The sequence below is a fragment of the Flavisolibacter ginsengiterrae DSM 18136 genome, assembly GCF_059568575.1.
The window spans coordinates 64110-83491 of record NZ_JCANTR010000014.1 but is presented as its reverse complement, the minus strand read 5'-3'; the positions used below and the strand labels follow the sequence as shown (position 1 = coordinate 83491).

14 protein-coding genes are annotated in these 19382 nt (G+C 41.1%); 3 read left to right on the top strand and 11 right to left on the bottom strand.

Features of this window, described 5'->3' with window-relative positions; translation table 11 throughout:
* Positions 1 to 12 precede the first annotated feature (12 nt).
* Entirely contained in the window at positions 13 to 672 is a 660-nt protein-coding gene (locus BP74_RS15050; RefSeq protein ID WP_496375179.1) for a zinc metalloprotease, read from the top strand.
* A gap of 2 nt (positions 673 to 674) precedes the next feature.
* On the opposite strand, the gene BP74_RS15045 is transcribed toward BP74_RS15050, so the two are convergent.
* On the bottom strand, positions 675 to 1595 hold the full coding sequence (locus BP74_RS15045) for a TIGR01777 family oxidoreductase (protein ID WP_496375178.1): 921 nt from the start codon (positions 1593 to 1595) through the stop codon (positions 675 to 677).
* Here BP74_RS15045 and BP74_RS15040 point away from each other — a divergent pair.
* The gene (locus BP74_RS15040) at positions 1543 to 2616 is read left to right on the top strand and encodes an ABC transporter ATP-binding protein (RefSeq protein WP_496375177.1); all 1074 of its coding nucleotides are present in this window, start codon (positions 1543 to 1545) and stop codon (positions 2614 to 2616) included. The genes BP74_RS15045 and BP74_RS15040 overlap by 53 nt on opposite strands.
* A gap of 47 nt (positions 2617 to 2663) precedes the next feature.
* Positions 2664 to 3479, top strand: coding sequence for a DUF2705 family protein (locus BP74_RS15035; RefSeq protein ID WP_496375176.1), 816 nt, complete (start codon positions 2664 to 2666; stop codon positions 3477 to 3479).
* Between the two features lie 825 nt (positions 3480 to 4304).
* On the opposite strand, the gene ftsZ is transcribed toward BP74_RS15035, so the two are convergent.
* The 10 genes from ftsZ to BP74_RS14985 form a co-directional block, all read right to left on the bottom strand.
* Positions 4305 to 6206 (bottom strand): cell division protein FtsZ, encoded by a 1902-nt coding sequence (ftsZ, locus tag BP74_RS15030; protein WP_496375175.1) that lies wholly within the window; start codon positions 6204 to 6206, stop codon positions 4305 to 4307.
* 206 nt (positions 6207 to 6412) lie between these two features.
* Complete coding sequence (ftsA, locus tag BP74_RS15025; RefSeq protein WP_496375174.1) at positions 6413 to 7783, bottom strand: cell division protein FtsA; 1371 nt, start codon at positions 7781 to 7783, stop codon at positions 6413 to 6415.
* A gap of 109 nt (positions 7784 to 7892) precedes the next feature.
* The gene (locus BP74_RS15020; protein ID WP_496375173.1) at positions 7893 to 9005 is read right to left on the bottom strand and encodes a cell division protein FtsQ/DivIB; all 1113 of its coding nucleotides are present in this window, start codon (positions 9003 to 9005) and stop codon (positions 7893 to 7895) included.
* The gene (murC, locus tag BP74_RS15015) at positions 9002 to 10375 is read right to left on the bottom strand and encodes a UDP-N-acetylmuramate--L-alanine ligase (RefSeq protein ID WP_496375216.1); all 1374 of its coding nucleotides are present in this window, start codon (positions 10373 to 10375) and stop codon (positions 9002 to 9004) included. The genes BP74_RS15020 and murC overlap by 4 nt, the downstream gene beginning before the upstream one ends.
* A 127-nt stretch (positions 10376 to 10502) precedes the next feature.
* Positions 10503 to 11606, bottom strand: a complete 1104-nt coding sequence (murG, locus tag BP74_RS15010) for an undecaprenyldiphospho-muramoylpentapeptide beta-N-acetylglucosaminyltransferase (RefSeq protein WP_496375172.1) — start codon at positions 11604 to 11606, stop codon at positions 10503 to 10505.
* 3 nt (positions 11607 to 11609) lie between these two features.
* Positions 11610 to 12944: an FtsW/RodA/SpoVE family cell cycle protein gene (locus tag BP74_RS15005; RefSeq protein WP_496375171.1), complete on the bottom strand. Its 1335-nt coding sequence runs from the start codon at positions 12942 to 12944 to the stop codon at positions 11610 to 11612.
* A 58-nt stretch (positions 12945 to 13002) separates the two neighbouring features.
* Positions 13003 to 14346 carry a UDP-N-acetylmuramoyl-L-alanine--D-glutamate ligase gene (gene murD, locus BP74_RS15000; protein ID WP_496375170.1) on the bottom strand — a complete coding sequence of 448 codons (1344 nt, stop codon included), beginning with the start codon at positions 14344 to 14346 and terminating at the stop codon, positions 13003 to 13005.
* A gap of 115 nt (positions 14347 to 14461) precedes the next feature.
* Positions 14462 to 15739, bottom strand: coding sequence for a phospho-N-acetylmuramoyl-pentapeptide-transferase (gene mraY / locus BP74_RS14995; RefSeq protein ID WP_496375169.1), 1278 nt, complete (start codon positions 15737 to 15739; stop codon positions 14462 to 14464).
* A gap of 39 nt (positions 15740 to 15778) precedes the next feature.
* Complete coding sequence (locus BP74_RS14990) at positions 15779 to 17245, bottom strand: UDP-N-acetylmuramoyl-L-alanyl-D-glutamate--2,6-diaminopimelate ligase (RefSeq protein ID WP_496375168.1); 1467 nt, start codon at positions 17243 to 17245, stop codon at positions 15779 to 15781.
* A complete protein-coding gene (locus tag BP74_RS14985; protein ID WP_496375167.1) occupies positions 17246 to 19354 on the bottom strand; it encodes a penicillin-binding transpeptidase domain-containing protein in 2109 nt (702 codons plus the stop codon).
* Positions 19355 to 19382: the final 28 nt, after the last annotated feature.

The window sequence follows — 19382 nt, the reverse complement described above, 5'->3', positions numbered from 1 at the left end:
AAAAACAATAATATGGGAGAGGCGGAATTAAGGCTGGAAGAAAGATCAATTATCATACGCTCTCATATCATTACCTATGGTTCAGTGGCTGACGTTATGCTCACTGAGCGCATCCGTGCTGAAATAGAAACTATGTGGAACGAGCCTGCTGCTTTCTGCCAGGTCAACAATATACCATTGCAAGTGATCTTCCGCATCAGTGCGGAACTTAAAAAAGACATTGAGCAACTGGAAGTTTTACAAAATACTGACCCTCTCAATAATTATTTCCGTATTGAATCCTTCGTGCATGGCAACATTTCATTTGTAGATGGATTGGGTTCCAATTCAGGCTACTTTTTGCAGGAAAACTTATACGAAGGATCCACAACTGCTGCGCATGAGTATGGCCATACGCTGGGACTTGACCATCCAATTTTCCTTGATATTCGTGGACAAGGAGTGCCTGGAATCATGTACCCCCGGGGAACACTGGTTGATCCTCCATTTCAGTATGATCCATCTAAACCAGCTGGTGTTACCGGTGGCACCATGCATCCCATGTATCGTAAGGTGAGAAGGGAAGATGTGGAACAATTAAAACTACATAAGTTGCGCTATCAGAATAACAAAGCAATTATAGGAGGTTTCACCAATATTTTTCATTGGAATCATGCGGAGATCAATCTCTGATCCTATTTTTTCAACAATTGACCTACAGCTTTATCTATTGTAGGATATAGAAAAACAAACCCTTTCTGTTCCGCTTTAGCTGAACTTACGGTGGTACTTTTCAGTACCTCTATACTCATTTCACCCAATAAGGCTTTTAATAAAAATGAAGGTACAGGCAATGGCAGGAATACCTTATTCTTTTGCCTTGCTATAGATAATATCAACTCTTTATTAATAATAGGTACCGGGGCTACTGCATTGTAAGTACCCATCCAGCTATCATCTTCCAAAGCTGTTACATACATTCGCACAAGGTCTTCAATGTGTATCCAGCTAACTACCTGTTTACCATTACCAAGTATGGATGCAATCCCAAAATGCAAAGGTTTTTCAAATTCCCTGAATGCACCTCCATCACGGCTTAATACAATTCCCGTCCTGAAAATTACAATCCGCTTGCCCAAATCTTTAACAGGGGAAATAGATTGTTCCCATTGGTTTACTGTCTGGCCGAGAAAATCTGTATAAGGTTCAGCCGTTTCAGCAAATGACTTCTTTGTGCTTTGGTCTGGACCATAATAACCAATAGCTGAGGCGCTCAAAACCGTAGTTATATTATTTGGAACTTCTTTTAAAGCCTTAACTATCAATTGGCCACTTTTTACGCGACTGTCACCAATTAACTTTTTACGGTCTGCAGTCCAACGCTTCTCCGCAATGTTTGCTCCTGCCAGGTTTATGATGGCATCTGCTGACATAAAATGGTGGGCATTGTAAGATCCTTTGGACGGGTCCCATTCCGAATACGATATGTTACCTGTCTCTTTTTTGTTGGTTCTGTCCCTTGTTAATATAATTACCTTGTATCCTTTTTCAACCAGTTTTTTTGTGATTGCTGAACCTATCAGGCCTGTACCACCCGTGACCAATATTGTAGCCATACAATTCATTTGTTCTATCAACAAAGGAAAGCAAAAGATGGTTCGTATAGGGAATATTCCTCTTGGTGGAAAACCAATTGCTGAAACAAGGATTACCGGTTATCTTCAAAAAAATTATGGAATAATGAACGCTGTTCTTTCTCTTAATAGCATTTCGAAGTCATATGGACGAATACAGGCTTTGAAGAATGTTTCTTTTGACGTTCCCTCCGGAACTGTCTTTGGCATATTGGGACCTAATGGCAGTGGCAAAACCACATTGTTAAGCATTATCCTGGATGTACTAAAAGCCAATAATGGAAATTTTTTGTGGTTTGGTAATCCAGGTTCACCAGACGTAAGAAAAAGAATTGGTTCTTTGCTTGAAACGCCCAATTTTTATCATTACCTCACTGCTGTTGATAATTTAAAGATCACGCAAAGTATACGCGGGAGGGGAAACCGGGAAGATATAGATATAGCCTTAAAAAAAGTAAACCTGTTTGACCGGCGCAACAGCCGCTTCAATACGTACAGCCTGGGCATGAAGCAAAGGCTGGCAATAGCTGCAGCACTTTTAGGCAGTCCAAAAGTGTTGGTGCTGGACGAGCCCACAAATGGCCTTGATCCTGTTGGTATTGCAGAAATCAGGGACCTGATAGTGGAGTTGAAAAATAATGGCCATACCATTATCATGGCCAGTCATTTACTGGATGAAGTTGAAAAAGTATGTACACATGTTGCCATATTAAAATCCGGAACATTGCTCACCACCGGTAATGTGGACGATGTTTTAATGGATGAAGACCTGGTAGAATTAAAAGCTCCTGATTTGCAGGCATTGGCCTCGGCCCTGAAACAATTTGGAACTGATATCATTGTAAATATGGAACAGGGCACAGTGCTCCTAAAACTTCCAAAAGGGAACGCGCATCCTGAAGAAATAAATAAGTACTGCTTCAGCCAGGGGATCGTTCTATCACATTTAATGCTCAAAAAGAAAAGACTGGAAGCACGCTTCTTTGAGCTAACCAATAATTAATATTCTTTCTCAACTATTAAATAGAATAATTCTTAATACTGCTTATTATGAAAGGTCTTTTATATACTGAATGGCTTAAACTTCGAAAGTATCCGGCGTTTTGGTGGATGACAGGCATTATAGCCCTTTCCTACCCAGGCGTTAATTATATATTTTATCACATCTATCAGCAGGTTGTAAGCAAAGGCGATACAACTAGCCAGATGGTTAAGATGCTTGTTGGTAATCCTTTTACATTCCCGGAAGTATGGCATACTGTTGCTTATGCTTCTTCATTATTCATTTTTATCCCTTCAGTGGTTGTGATTATGTTCATTACTAATGAATATACATATAAGACTCACAGACAAAACATCATTGATGGCTGGAGTAGAAAACAGTTTATTACCAGCAAGTTTATCGATGTGTTATTATTAACGGTTTTGATAACCGGCATTTACTTGCTTGTTGCTTTGGTACTTGGGTTATTTAATAATGGTGAATCCACTTCAACCATCTGGGCAGGTTCTAAATATATTGGGCTATTTGCCTTGCAGGCTTTTTCGCAATTATCTATCGCATTTTTAATTGCCTTCCTGGTAAGAAAAGCTTTTGTATCATTAGGGATCTTTATATTTTATTTTATTATCCTTGAACCGGTCATTGTAGGTATTGCAAAATTTAAGGCAAATGACATAGCTCGTTTTATGCCCCTGGAAGTATCTGACAGGTTAATACCAGTACCAGCCTTCCTGGCACGCCTGGGGGAAACCAGTTATAAGTCCTCATTGGCAGCTATAAATCCCCATATCATTTATACCATTATTCTCACAACGTTGTTATGGGTATTATGTTTTCGTATTAACAGCCGCCGGGATCTTTAACCCAATTTTCTGCCACTCATTTCAACCTATCAATATCCAGGTCGCCTCCTTGTCAATTGCTATCTGGTGTATTGCTACCGGGGCTAACGCATATCTATTCCCTGTCTGCGGTATAAATACTTCATGACGATCAGGGCACTACGGTAGGCGTAGATAGGAAGTAGCTACAAAGTAGATAGGTCGGAGCTGGAAGAAAAATAAAATAAGAATTGTAGTTATTTGATTAACATCGGATAGATACTTCAAGTTTATTCGTGCACGTTAGAGCCATTGAATGCCAATGCGTTATTAAAAAACACCTATCACCATTTACTAAAATTTTCATACTGTGAACAAAAAAGTACTTACTTATAGGTATTTTTCTTAATAAACTCGCACTTTATATTGCAATCAAAACTTACTGAAAAGATCTGTTCATGCATAAAGTGTATTCACCTTCTGTACTCCTATCCCCGAATATAACCTGCCCGAAATGTAACTGGCAGGGAAAAGGAACCGATATAAAACAGGAAGAACTTATTCTTACCGATGCTATAGAGTTATACTGTCCAACCTGCAACGGGTATATGGGCTTTGTCAGTAACTCTGACGAGGATTGATCCATTGTATTTATTTGATAGGCATAAAATTTTTTACTTAACTCCTATTACCCTACAGAGAATTATTGTTTTATTCAAAACCGATAGCATAAAAAACCCCCATCGTAAACGATGGGGGAACAACTAAAAACACAAGCCTTATTCTGGTGTCCTAAACAACGGAGGACAGTGGCTTCATTGGAACAGATAAGGTCATAATCCTTTACAGGATGAATGACCATGAAAATCAATCAGGCTTTTTACCATCTAAGAAACTGTTGATGGTACTGATGGTAGCACTATTCTTACCATCATCTTTAACTGTATAATTGCTATAGAAATTTTCAACAGAGGAGACTGTGTTGTATAATTCCATATTGCGGCGGATATACGCCGGAACCGCTTCAAACTCATTGTTAGGATCCGCAGCATTAATGTTGAACGACAAGTTGCGCAACTTTTGTAATCGTTCTGCTGCTCTCCTTTTTTGATCCTCCGTCCCGTCCTGCATAGCAGGTTCCTCGACTGGGGGAATGTTAGGTGTTTGAGTATGGTGGCTCGCAGTAGTATCCGCCGCTTTCGGAATGTCGTTACGTATCACCAGCTGCATGTCGAAGGTTTCCGGATCTTCAATTTTTGCAACAGGTGTCGGAACCGGTTTTTCTTCTGGAGGTTTGGAAGTTGAAACTTCCGGTTTGGACTCCGCATAAATATTGGATGGTCTGGCCAGATATCCTCCCGACGCTGCAGACGCCTGGGAAGTATTTTGTGCAGGCTTGGTAGCCTGGTTATCGGTAGATAATATAGATTGGCGAAGTCTTTCGAAACGGTCGTCAAGCTCTTGTTTCCTGCGCTCCAATTCCTTTTTTTCTTCCTCCGCAACTGCACCTTCATCCTTGATCTTTAATTGCAGATGAACAGGAGCCTCTGGCTCTTCTTCTTTCTCTTCAACCATGTTCAAGGAACCTAAATGTAAATCAAAATCTGCATCCTGCAATTGCGGCATTGGAATTTCTTCAGCAATTGTATTTTCATCTATCAGCCTGGGGGCCAAAAGATCTTCTTTGGTGGTAGTGGTGGTGGCTTCAGGCTTTGGGATGGGCTGCTCTCCAAGTGTCATAACTATCCTTTCAGGTTGCTTAGGAGCTTCCTGGCGAGGTGCCTCCCTGCGGGTAAATGGATCCTTATGCTGGAAGCCTGTTGCAATTAAAGTAATACCTATCTGGCTACCCAGCGTATTATCATACCCCAATCCCAGGATCACATCCGTATTCTCACCTGCCTGGCTTAACAAATGATTTTGAATGATCTCAACTTCATCCATGGTAAACTCGTGCTCGCCTTCAGCTGAATTGATGTTGATAAGGATCCACTTAGCACCACGGATCTCGTTATCATTCAGCAATGGTGAGTTCAATGCATCCTCAATGGCACGTTGCGCACGGTTTTCACCTTCACAAGCTGCATTACCCAGTATGGCAACACCACCATTTTTCATAACTGTGCAAACATCTGCAAAGTCAACGTTGATCTGGCCTGTGCTGTTGATCACGTCCGTGATGCATTTAGCTGCAGTAGCCAAAACATTATCAGCCCTTGAAAACGCTTCGCGCATTTTGAGATTGCCAAACTGGTGACGAAGTTTGTCATTACTGATAACCAGCAATGTATCTACATACTGCTTTAAATTTTTGATACCTTCTTCTGCCTGCTGTTGTCTTTTTTTGCCTTCGTAAGAAAAAGGTGTGGTAACAATACCAACAGTAAGGATGCCAAGATCCTTACAGATCTTTGAAATTATGGGAGCTCCTCCGGTACCGGTACCACCGCCCATTCCGGCAGTTACAAAAGCCATTTTAGTATTCACTTCAAGAATACGCTTGATCTCTTCCAGGCTTTCTTCAGTAGCCTGGCGGCCGATCTCAGGATTAGCACCAGCACCTAAGCCCTGTGTCAGGTGTGGTCCAAGCTGCACTTTATTGGGCACATTGCTTTGTGCAATAGCCTGGGCATCTGTATTACATATTATAAAGTTGACACCCTCTATGTTTTGAGAATACATGTGGTTCACAGCATTGCTGCCTCCACCACCAATGCCGATAACTTTTATTATCGATGATTTCTCTTTAGGGAGATCAAAATGTATCATAAGATTTTGATTTGTGTCGTTACTGATTGGGCAACAACGGATGAATGAATTTTAGATGGATGATGATTTGTTTCTGATTTAAAACTTCCGTTTGTTTTTCGAGGCTATTCTCCAGTCAAAAAGCTTACCACTTTTCCTCTTTTATTAATTCGTATAAGTCTTTTTAAAAAATACAACACCAGAGAATAATGCTCAATTACTAAGAACTAGAAGTTGTGATCTTCCTCCTCACGGAAAATTTCAATTAAACTTGTTTTAAACTTTCCCCAGAAGTTACTCATGCCTTTACGTCTTTCAGTAGTTACTATGCTACCATTAGCTTCTACTTCTTCAGGCAATTCTTCAGCTTCCGTACGCAATGCATCCGGAACGGAAACAGATTTGAAAGTTTGTTCAAATTGCTTTCTGTTATGCTCATAATCATCGTATCCCTTTAGTATCAATCCAAGACAGGTTGCATACGTGGGCTTAGCCAGTTCTTCTATATGCCCGGCTGCCAGGTGCTCTGTTGGCAATCCTATGCGGCAGTTGAGTCCCGTAACATATTCTGTTAATTGTATCAAATGTTTTAACTGTGATCCACCTCCTGTCAGAATGATACCTCCATTCAACATTTTATTATCTAATCCAACTTGTTTCAAATGATAAGTTACAAAATCGAGAATCTCGCTCATACGCGCCTGGATTATATTGGCCAGGTTCTTTACACTGATCTCTTTAGCCGGCATACCACGAAGCCCCGGAATGGTAATGTAGGCATTTGCTTTGGCTTCATTTGAAAGCGCACTTCCAAACTGCACCTTCATTTGCTCGGCCTGTGTCTTTAATACTCCCAGTCCGGTTTTAATATCATTGGTAATATTTTCACCAGCAAACGGAATAACGGCAGTATGTTTTAATATGCCTTCATAAAAAACGGCAAGGTCGGTTGTGCCACCACCAATATCAACAATGGCCACACCTGCTTCCATATCTTCCTGTGCCATTACGGCCGCCGAAGATGCAAGAGGTTGTAATACCAGGTCTTTAGTGATCAACCCGGATTTTTCAACAGAACGGTTGATATTGCGAATCGCATTCTTATCACCGGTAATAATATGGAAGTTGGCTCCCACCTTCACACCGCCATAACCAATTGGATCGGCAATGTTTTGAAAATTATCAACGGTGTATTCCTGTGGAATTACATCGATGATCTGATCGCCGGCTGGTATGTACGTTTTGTACTGATCCGCTATCAGCTGGTCAATTTCCTTTTGGGAGATCTCATTCTCCGTGTCATGACGTACAATATCGCCACGTGTTTGCAAACTCTTGATGTGGTGACCGGCAATACCTACGTATACCTCGTTCACTTCAAGGTTAGGGTTGGACGCATAGCAGGCATCAAGTGCTTGCTTAATAGCCTTGATGGTTTCATCAATGTTCAATACCTGTCCGTGTTTAACCCCATTTGAGTTGGACTTGCCAAAGCCAAGGATCTCAAGCTTGCCCCATTCATTCTTTCGTCCTGCAATGACGGCAATTTTGGTGGTTCCAATGTCAAGCCCCACAATAATTGGTTGCTCGTTGTTCATGTCTATGTTGTTTTTAGTTGTTTGCGTTTTGGTCGAACAGTTGAATGGTTAAGATCATGAACTGCCTTTCTTTTTAAGAACAGCAGGCAAATACTTAACAGGACAACTATCAAACTTTTCTTTTCATCACAGCTTTTGGCCTTTGATGCGTCTGTTGTTCTTTTTTCGGTTTTACCGGGATACTGATTTCATTTTTGTGTGCACTTGCAACCGTTTTATTTGCAGCAGGCACATCAATTTTTTCGGGATCAGTGTTTTTAGCAGGGATAGGATTGGGTTTCAAAGGCTCAGTGCTGGCATCGGCCTTTGCAAAAGTTTTCAATGAATCTGTAGCACTCATTGCCCGGGCTTCCGGCAACATTTCTTCAGACACATTCTGAATAGTGCTCTTTTCCAAAAGCTCACGTATATTTTTCTGTAATTGTATAGAATCAACTTTGGAAACAGGACCTTTATTTACACCCACTACTTGTCCATCAAATTGAACATCCACTGCACTGTACTTATTGAACCCCACTTTGTTTAACACATGTTTGTAAAATAAAAGTACACGCGACATCTTGTTCTCCAGGTTGTCCGCATTTCCAAGCCGTATAATGTGGTCACCAATAACGGGTATCAATTCAAACTTTCTTTCAGCGGTAATATCTACCTGGCCTACCTGGGCATTCCAGAACTCATTGCTGTAAACAAACCAGGCTATTTTCTTTACATCGGCCAGCAATGCACTATCTTTTGAATTGAATTTTTTTGAATTGACAAAACCTGTGATCACAGGAACCCGGATACCTGTTTTATCCAATACAGGCATCTGATGACCTGAACTATCCATATAGAATGTACGGCCGCCAACAGTAAACACCCTCGCAATCGGAACTCTTTCTTCAATGATCACATGCAATACATCTTCCCTGTCAAAATATAATTCAGCATCTCCTATCCATTGGTCTTTCTCCAGTGATTTCTCCAGTGTAACCAGTGAAATTGATTTTAAAGGCTTGTTCAACAAACTGGCATGGTATACACCTTCCAACTGTTTCAGAATATCAATCTTATCTATATAATATTTCTCACCTGAACCTTTTATAGAAACGTTCACACTTTTGCAAACATGTTCAGTTTGCTTTCTGTTTGCAGCAACCAGTAATGTGGTGATACCTCCTATCACCAGCAACCAGGCTGCCAATACCAATATTCTTTTTATGATCAGCTTCTTTTTCAACTTCCTTCTTCAATAATATTTTTAACGGATGCTACCAGTGCATCAATATCACCGGCACCAGCCATTACTATCACTTCACCAAATTCTTTATTTAAATGTTGCACATGTTCTCTCATCCAATCCAGAAGTCCCTCTTTCGATACCAATACCTTTTCTTCAGTGTTGATCTTCTTCAGTATAATCTCACTAGTAACACCTTCAATGGGTAATTCACGCGCAGGGTAAATGGGCAATAACACCACGGTATGGGCAATAGATAATGCTTCAGCAAAACCATCTGCAAAATCCCTGGTCCTTGAAAATAAATGAGGCTGAAATATAGCTGTCACCAGGCGTTGAGGGAAAAGGCTCTTCACACTTGTTAATAAAGCTTTTAATTCTGCAGGGTGATGCGCATAATCATCTATCAATACAGGAGCCACATATCCCCCTTCCTGCTTTTTTACCGGAGGAATGCTATATTCAAACCGCCGCCTCACACCTTTGAAAGCGCCAATAGCATCAGTGATCTTTCCTGGCTCTATTTTCAATTCATTAGCCACCGCAATGGCTGCTATGGCATTTTCAACATTATGCATACCACCAATATTCATATGAATGGCAGGTATGATTTTATCCTCGAGATGGGCATCAAAAACATAACCACCATCCTGTATCTTAATATTGCTGGCAAAAGCATTAGCCGCTTCATTCTGAAGGCTGTAATTTTTCTTCCGGGCTGTCTTTACTTCTTTTATTCGTTTTAATCCAAACTTGCTAAGCAGCAAACCACCTTCTTTTACTTTATCACCGAAAGCGATAAAAGCATCCTCCATGGATCTTTCATCTCCATAAATATCCAGGTGGTCTGCATCCATAGAAGTGATCAGTGCAATATCAGGACTGAGTTTAAGGAAGCTACGATCATATTCATCGGCCTCTATTACACATACATCTTTATCACTACTCCAGAAATTAGTTTGGTAATTGACAGCTATGCCACCTAAAAAAGCATTACATCCAAAACCACTATGGCGTAAAATATGAGCGATCATGGTAGAAACCGTTGTTTTGCCATGAGTACCGGCCACGCAAATGTTGAAGGATTCATTTGTGATGGCGCCTAAAACTTCACTCCGTTTTAATACTGTATACTTATTCTGTTGGAAGAATACCAGTTCTTTATGGTCTTTGGGCACAGCTGGTGTATACACTACCAGGTCAGCATTTGTAGGAATGCTGTTGACATCTTCAGTATAATGAATGGCAATACCTTCTGCTTCCAACTCAATGGTCAAAGCGGTATGGGTCTTGTCATAACCACTTACCTGTATGCCACGGGAATGGAAATAACGGGCTAAGGCACTCATACCTATTCCTCCTACACCAATAAAGTATACAGACCTGATACCTCCACTTTTTAATAAAGATGCAGGTACAATGCCCGCCCCCTGGTCATATGTTTTGTTTTCTTTGATAAGCAGTTTGTTTAAAATATTTATATCCTGTCTATTATAATTACACGCCTATTGATCTAATGATCTCGCGGGCTATTTGCTCATCTGCATCCACGACTGCGTGTTTGCTGATATTATTTTTCAATTCTGTTTGTTTTTTCTCATCACTGGCCAAAGCAATAATTGCCGGCACCACTTTATCTACGGCTTCATTATCTCTGACCATGAGTGCCGCTTGTTTTTCAACAAGGCTCATAGCATTCATAGTCTGATGATCTTCCGCAGCAAATGGGTAGGGTACGAACAAAACGGGCTTTTTTACAACACACAATTCGGCAATTGCCATTGCACCTGCCCTGGATATTACCATATCCGAAGCTGCATAGGCCAACTCCATTCGTGTAATAAAATCATTGACCCAGACGGTTGGATGGTCGGCTGTTTGTTCTTTCCATTTATCTGCGTTCATCTTTCCAGTTTGCCATATCAATTGCAGGCCGGCATTTATTAAGTTTTCCAGTCCTTTTGAAATTGCAGTATTGATGGATTGGGCGCCTAAGCTTCCTCCTACGACCAATACTGTTTTCTTTCCCGGTTTCAAGCCAAAGAATTCCAATGCTTCATTTTTATCAATAGTTGAAACATTTACAATTCCAGGCCTGACAGGATTACCGGTAATAATGATCTTTTCAGGTGGAAAGAATCTTTGCATGCCATCGGTTGCCACAAATACTCTTGTGGCTTTTTTACCCAAAAGGATGTTCGATTTACCTGCAAATGAATTCGACTCGTGTATGAAGCTGGGAATATTCCTTGCCTGCGCTAAACGAAGTACCGGGAAAGAAGAATACCCACCAACACCAACAACTGCATCCGGCCGAAACTGGTTAAATATCTTTCGAACCTGCAAAAAACTTCTTACAAGTTTAAATGGTAATCCAATATTTTTTATCAAAGAACTCCTGTTAAATCCTGCAATATCCAACCCTTCGATCCTGTACCCCGCTTGCGGCACTTTCTCCATTTCCATTTTCCCTTTGGCCCCAACAAATAATATATCAATTCCAGGCTCCAGCTTTTTAATGGCATTGGCAATTGCTATCGCTGGGAAAATATGTCCACCTGTTCCTCCACCAGCAATGATTATCTTTTTCGCTTTTGCCATATACTATACTTCTTCGGGCTCCTCTTCCAGTTCTTCTTCTGTTTCCTCTTCCGATTCTTCTTCCTTAGCCAGTGCTTCCATTTTTTTACGCCCTTCCAGTTGCTCTACATTCCTTGCCACACTTAATATGATCCCTATTGAAAGACAGGTAAACAGGAAACTACTTCCTCCCATACTTACCAATGGCAAGGTCACTCCGGTTACAGGGAAAAGGTTCACATTCACAGCCATATTGGCCATAGCCTGAATAACCAGGGTGAAACTTAATCCTAATGCCAGGAAGGCTCCAAAAGCATACGGGCATTTTTTAAAAAGCCTGATACTCCTATAAAGAAATACCAGGTATATAAAAATTATAAAAGCTCCCCCAATCAATCCGTACTCTTCAATAATGATGGCATAAATAAAATCGTTGTAAGCCTGTGGCAGAAAATTCCTTTGTTCGCTGTTGCCAGGCCCTCTTCCAAAAGCCCCACCTTTGGCAATAGCTATCTTAGCCTGGTTGGTCTGGTAGGAATTATCATTATCTGCTTCCTTACTGCCATACATAAAGTTTTCAACCCTGCTGATCCAGGTATCCACCCGGGCAAAAAGTTTAGTTGATTTTTCCTTCTTGGTTGTTGTTGCAGCTACCTCTTCCCGCGCAGAAGATTTATGTTTTAGCACAGCAGCCATCACCAGGAACACAACAGGTATCATTGCGCAACTGATGGTTAACATTAAATGTTTGGTGCTTACCCGCCCAATGAATAATAGCAACATGCAGCTGGCACCCAGCAACAAGGCAGTTGATAAATTGGCCGGTGCTATCAACATGCAGGTTACGGCAACAGGAAGGATAACAGGGAGAAACCCTTTTTTAAAATCTTTTATTTTGTTCTGCTTGCGGCTTAACAACCTTGCCAGGAACATGAACAGGGCCAGTTTGGCCAGGTCAGAGGTTTGCATGGTCATATTAATGATAGGCAACTTTATCCAGCGACTACCTTCATTCAATGTTACCCCAAATAGAAGTGTATATAATAAAAGGGGGATGGACAGCAGGAATAATATTTTAGCTACCTGAGAATAAATAGTATAGTTGACCCGGTGTGCAAAATAAATGACACAGAAACCAACAGCAATAAATGCTATTTGTTTAAACAAATAAACTTCTGTGTTCCCCTTATACATTTTATAAGCCAATGATCCTGTGGCGCTATACACCACCAGCAGGGAAATCAACACCAAAAGAAACACAAGTGCCCATATGGTTTTATCACCCCTTGTTTTTGTCAGGAGCCTGGCGGTTTTAATACCCGCGAGATCAGAGAATTTTATGTCAGCTTGTTGACTCATTTCAGCTTTATATACTCAGCACAATTACTCAATTACCAATTTGATCAATGACAATAGATCATAGATTCCTTACAGCTTCCTTGAATTGCTTTCCCCTGTCTTCATAATTTTTAAACAGATCAAAGGAAGCACAGGCAGGGCTCAATAAAACTATATCACCAGGTTGGGCCAGTGAATAAGAACTCAGAACAGCATCATTGGCATTATCAGTATCGATTACCTTGACCATTTGGTCAAAAGCTTCATGGATCTTTGTATTATCCAAACCCATGCAAACAATGGCTTTAACCTTTTCCTGAACCAGGTCTGCAATCAACGTATAATCATTCCCTTTATCAACACCACCAAGTATCAGGATGGTAGGCTTGGACATGCTTTCAAGGGCATACCAGGTAGAATTTACGTTGGTTGCCTTGCTGTCATTGATAAACTCAACACCTCTTACTGTAGACACCGATTCCATTCGGTGCTCAAGGTTCTCAAAAGTTTGCACCGCTTCCCGGATCTTATTCTTGCGAATATCCATGGTTGCACCCGCCACACTTGCTGCCATTGTATTAAATTGATTGTGTTTACCCTTCAGGGCAAAATCATAAATGCTCATTTGTTGTTCATCGCCAGAAACATTCACATGCATCTGGTCGTCCTTTATGTACCCGCCTTTTTCTACTTTCTGCTTCATACTGATCGGTAATTGAATTGAGTTAATCGTATTTCTTTCTATATAATTCATGATCACCTCATCATCCAGATTGTAGATGAAATGATCTGATGGTGTTTGGTTTATCGTAATTCTGAACTTGCTGCTGATGTACTTTTCAAACTGGTAATCATACCTGTCCAGATGATCTTCAGTAATATTCAGCAACACTGCAATGTCTGGCCTGAATGTCTGGATATCGTCCAGTTGAAAAGAACTGATCTCCGCTACATACCATTGTTTTGGATCTTCCGACACCTGCCTTGCAAAAGAGTATCCGATGTTGCCAACCAGTGCACAATCCAAACCTGCATGCCTGCAGATGTGATAAATAAGAGAAGTGGTTGTTGATTTGCCATTACTCCCTGTAATAGCTACTATCCCGCTATTTCCTTTATGCCGGTAAGCGAGTTCTATTTCGCTGATAATGGCAATTTTTCTCTGCCTCAACGCTTTCACCCACTCATTCTTTTCAGGAATGCCAGGGCTTTTTACCACTTCATCTGCACTGAAAAGCCTTTTGGAATCAATTGATCCTTCAAGAAAATCAATACCTGCCTTTTGCAATTCATTACGATAAACATCTTTCAAAGAGCCTTCATCCATTAACACTACATCATAGCCTTCTTTTTTACCAAGCAAGGCCGCGCCTACGCCGCTTTCTCCGCCTCCTAATATGACCAAACGTTTCCCCATCATCATTTTTACAGTGTACGGAAGGAATGGTTCTTCATCAGCATTACATTTGTTCGCATCTCAATAATCTTGCGGACATCCTGGTTTTTCATAGTCCTCTAGGTGGTTTTTCAGAAATCTCTTACCTGAGTTTTAATGTTACTATCGATAACACAAAACACAATATGGTGACGATCCAAAAACGGGTTACGATCTTGGACTCATGGTATCCTAACTTTTGATAATGGTGATGAAGTGGACTCATTAAAAAGATCCTTCTTCCTTCACCATATTTCTTTTTGGTGTATTTGAAATAACTCACCTGGATCATTACACTCAGGTTCTCTACCAGGAATACACCGCATATAATCGGTATCAACAGTTCTTTATGAACGATAATGGCTATAGCTGCTATCAGGCCACCCAGGGTAAGGCTTCCTGTATCGCCCATAAATACCTGGGCAGGATAAGCATTGTACCAAAGAAAGCCCACGCAGGCACCAATCATTGCACCAATGAATATGGATAGCTCCCCCAGGTTGGGTATGTACATGATATTCAGGTAGTCGGCAAAGACCAGGCTGCCGCTTGCATACGCAAAAATGCCAAGACAGGCGCTCATGATTGCAGATGTACCTGTTGCCAGCCCGTCAATTCCATCTGTTATATTCGCTCCATTGGATACTGCTGTAACAATGAAAATGACTATTAGAATATACAATACCCAGGTATAGTCGCGTAAACCTGCAGGCAATAATTTGGCGTAATTGAATTCATGACCTTTTACAAAAGGGATAGTGGTCACAAAGGATTTGGCCGGTACAAAAAATTTATCCTTTTCATTTACTCTTTTTGTTATCACCGTGGTATCGATGGCTGAAGGTGCTCCCTGGTATTCTCTCCATATCTTCACATTAGGATTGAAATATAGTGTGGCTCCAACAACGATCCCAAGCATTACCTGCCCAAATATTTTAAAGCGGCCTGCTAATCCATCCGCATCTGTCTTTTTATAGCCAACGCCTTTTTGCTGGGCCATCTTCTTTGCCTTCAGTTTCAGGTAATCGTCAATAAAGCCGATGGCACCTAACCACAGTGTACAGAAGATCATCAGGCGTACATATACCTTGCTTAGATCTGCTAATAACAAGGTTGGGATAAGAATAGCCAATATGATTATGATACCCCCCATTGTAGGCGTGCCCTTCTTTTGCTGCTCACCCTGCAGTCCCAGGTCACGCACTGACTCTCCTACCTGTTTTTTAATAAGGTAGTTGATCAGCATCTTCCCAAAAAATGTGGTGATCAATAACGATAAAATAACTGCCATTAACACCCTGAAGGTGATAAAGCGGAATAGTTCACTTCCCGGGAAGTGTATATCCTCAGCTCTTAACCATTCAAAAAAGTGATACAGCATTGTTATTTAATATTTAATTTGTAATACCTATTCAGTTTCTTATTTTCCCAACACTTCAAACATTTCTATTAAAACTTCTTTATCATCAAAGTGATGTTTCACTCCTTTGATCTCCTGGTATTTTTCATGTCCCTTTCCTGCGATCAACAAAATATCTTCCGGCTGCGCCATGCTTATTGCTGTTTTTATAGCCTGCTTCCTGTCGGCAATAGAAATAAACTTGCGTCTTGCAGCGGTGTTCAGCGTTGCTTCCATTTCCTTTAAAATAGCTTCGGGATCTTCACTGCGGGGATTGTCACTCGTAAAAATTACCTTATCACTGTTTTCACAAGCCACTTCTCCCATCACCGGCCTTTTGGTTTTATCCCTGTCACCTCCGCAGCCAACTACAGTGATCACCTGTTCGTACCCTTTTTTTAATTTCTTTATAGTATCCAGCACATTAACCAATGCATCTGGTGTGTGTGCATAATCAACAATGCCTATTATTTTATCTTTTGAAGAAATGATGTAGTCAAATCTGCCTTCAGCTCCGGTAAGATTGCTCAGGGCCTGCAGCACATGCGATTTGTCTTCTCCAAGGTTAATAGCTGCTCCATATACCGCCAGAAGGTTGTAGGCATTAAATTCTCCAATCAGCCTGAAATGAACTTCCTGGTCGTTGATGATCATGACCAAGCCGGTAAGACTGTTCTCCAGGATCTTCCCTTTAAAATCAGCCATGGTGCGAAGGCTATAAGAAAGCTTTTTGGCGACAGTATTTTGCAACATCACCGGTCCTCTCTTATCATCAAGATTGGTGATAGCAAATGCCTGTGCTGGCAATCCATCAAAAAAAGCTTTCTTAACCCTTATATATTCATCAAAAGTTTGATGATAATCCAGGTGATCGTGAGTGATATTGCTGAATATTCCACCTGCAAATTCCAATCCCGCAATCCTTCTCTGGTGAACGGCATGTGAACTGACCTCCATAAAAACAAAAGTGCAGCCTTCATCTGCCATTTGTTGTAACAAAGCATTCAGACTGACGGCATCAGGAGTTGTATGCGTCGAGGGAATGGTCTTTCCTGCTATAATATTTTCTACAGTACTTACTAATCCACATTTATAACCAAGAGAAGTAAAAAGTTTATATAACAGGGTGGCAATGGTTGTTTTACCATTTGTGCCTGTAACACCTACCAACTTAAATCGGGTTGTTGGGCTATCATAAAAATTATGAGCAATCAACCCTGCAGCTTCTGCACTATTGCCCGTTTGAACATAAGTAACATTACCATTTCTCTCTGAAGGAAGCACCTCGCACACAATAGCCACAGCACCTGCTTCAATTGCTTTGGCAATGAATAAATGCCCGTCGGCAACTGCACCTTTGACAGCGATAAAACAAGTTCCTGGCTTCACTTTGCGGGAATCGATCTGGACATCCGTAATATCCATATCGGTTTTTCCTGCCAGTGCAGTGGTTTGAACCTTATATAATATGTCGCTTAATTTCTTCACTTAATTAAATAAAAGTGTTACCGTTTGATCTTTACTGATGGCTGTTCCGGGGGCAATATCCTGTGCTACTACTTTTCCCCTTCCTTTAACCACCACTTTCATATTCCTGTTCTCCAGTTCATACAATGCATCTTTCATCGTCATATGATAGAGATCGGGCATCTGGTTTTTAAAAACAGGATTACCTTTAATAACAGGTTTATAATTATTACTGTAAATGATGCTCCAGTCATTTTTGCTGGCAGAATCCACAGGCTTCATATTTACCTGCTCAAATACATTTCTTACATCAGGTGTATAACCTGCGTAGGAAAACAAAGAACTATCGGCAGTAACAGGAAGGGTCATTCCTTTTTTCCCCTGTACATACATAGCATAAATCTTATTGGCAATCTCTTTAAAAACAGGTGCTGCCAATTGTCCTCCATAGTGCAATGGAGCATGAGCACTGGTCTTGATCAGGACGACGCATGTATATTCAGGCTTGTCGGCAGGAAAATAACCGGCAAATGATGCCTGGTAAACGCCGTCATAATATTTAATATCCCCACCTGCCACGTGTGCGGTTCCTGTTTTCCCAGCCACCGGGAATGGAGAATCCTTAAAAACATCTTTCGCGGTTCCTTCGGTGGTTACGGCTTCCATGCAGATGCGGGCGGCCTTTACCACTTTTTCCTTTGCAATATTTTCATCCAATACAGTTGGTTCAAATTCTTTAACTGTTACGCCATTATTGCGAATGCTGTTAACCAGGTAGGGCTTCATCATCCTGCCATTATTGGCAATAGCATTATACAACATCAAGGTATGGAGCGGACTCACTTCTATGGCATATCCGAAGCTGGCAGTGATCATGGCATGAAGACCTTCCCTGTTACGTTTCAGGCGTGGCAACACCGGTGCATCCTCTCCCACCAGGTCAATACCAGTTCTTTTATCTAAATGAAATTTGTGGAGGTAGTTCTTGTACAGGTCGGGCTCACTGGCAAAAGCCTTGTAAGCTATTTTGCTCATACCAACATTAGAGCTGTGCGCAAAACATTCTCTAACAGTCATAACAGGCTTGGGCGCCCGTTCAGCATCATTTACATTCCTTACACCAACATAGGCATTTCCCGTAGATCCAACTTCAACCAGGTCAGTGATATTTGAAGTGCCATGATCCAAAACCGCTAATAATGTTGCCAGTTTAATAGTAGATCCGGGTTCCGTTGTTTGGAGAGCGTAATTCAGGTTTTCACCATAATCGCCATTCTTATCTCTTCCCAGGTTGGCGATGGCCTTGATCTTGCCTGTTTTTGTTTCCATTACCAGGCAGGTTCCATACTGTGACTCACTTTGAACCATCATTTTCATCAATGCTGATTCTACAATATCCTGCATCTGGATATCCAGGGTAGTAATTACATCCCTGCCATTTTCAGGATCTATTTCATATCCTTCCACCGGAACAGCTGCACCACCTGCAATAAAACGAACCAGCCTTTTACCTGTGGTCCCTTTCAGCAGGCTATCAAACCTTCGTTCAAGACCCACATTCTGGGCATTATCCCTTGAAAGGCCAATAGTCCTCTTGGCCAATAATCCAAATGGATTCAAACGCCTGCTTTTTACTTCTGCGATAATGCCGCTTTTATTTCTGCCTAATCTTACTAATGGGAAAGCCCGAAATTCTTTGTATTGTTCAAAGGATAGGCCTTTCCTGATAAGGTAATACCTGTCCTTTACATTGTAAGCCTGCTTCAGTTCTTTCTTATATTCCGAGGAGGTTTTTTCCGGGAACATACCCGAGAGAGATATAGCAAATGAATCCAGGTTGTCTTTAAATCTTTTACCATTCTTTTCCCGTAATCCATCTGCACCAAAATCCATATAGAGGTCAAAATAAGGAACAGATGTACTTAACATCTGGCCATCCTCACTATAAATAGTACCCCTTTCTGCGTCCAGTTCCACAAAACGCTGGTGCATACTGTCTGACATGCTACGCCAGTGGTCACCCTCAACATTCTGAATGTAAAATGCACGACCTAACACTATGAAACTCAGCAGTACCACGCCAAGAAAGCTTAAGTACACCCTCCACAGTATGTCGCGTTTTATCTCCACTCTTTCAGTTGGACCGTTGTTACGGAAT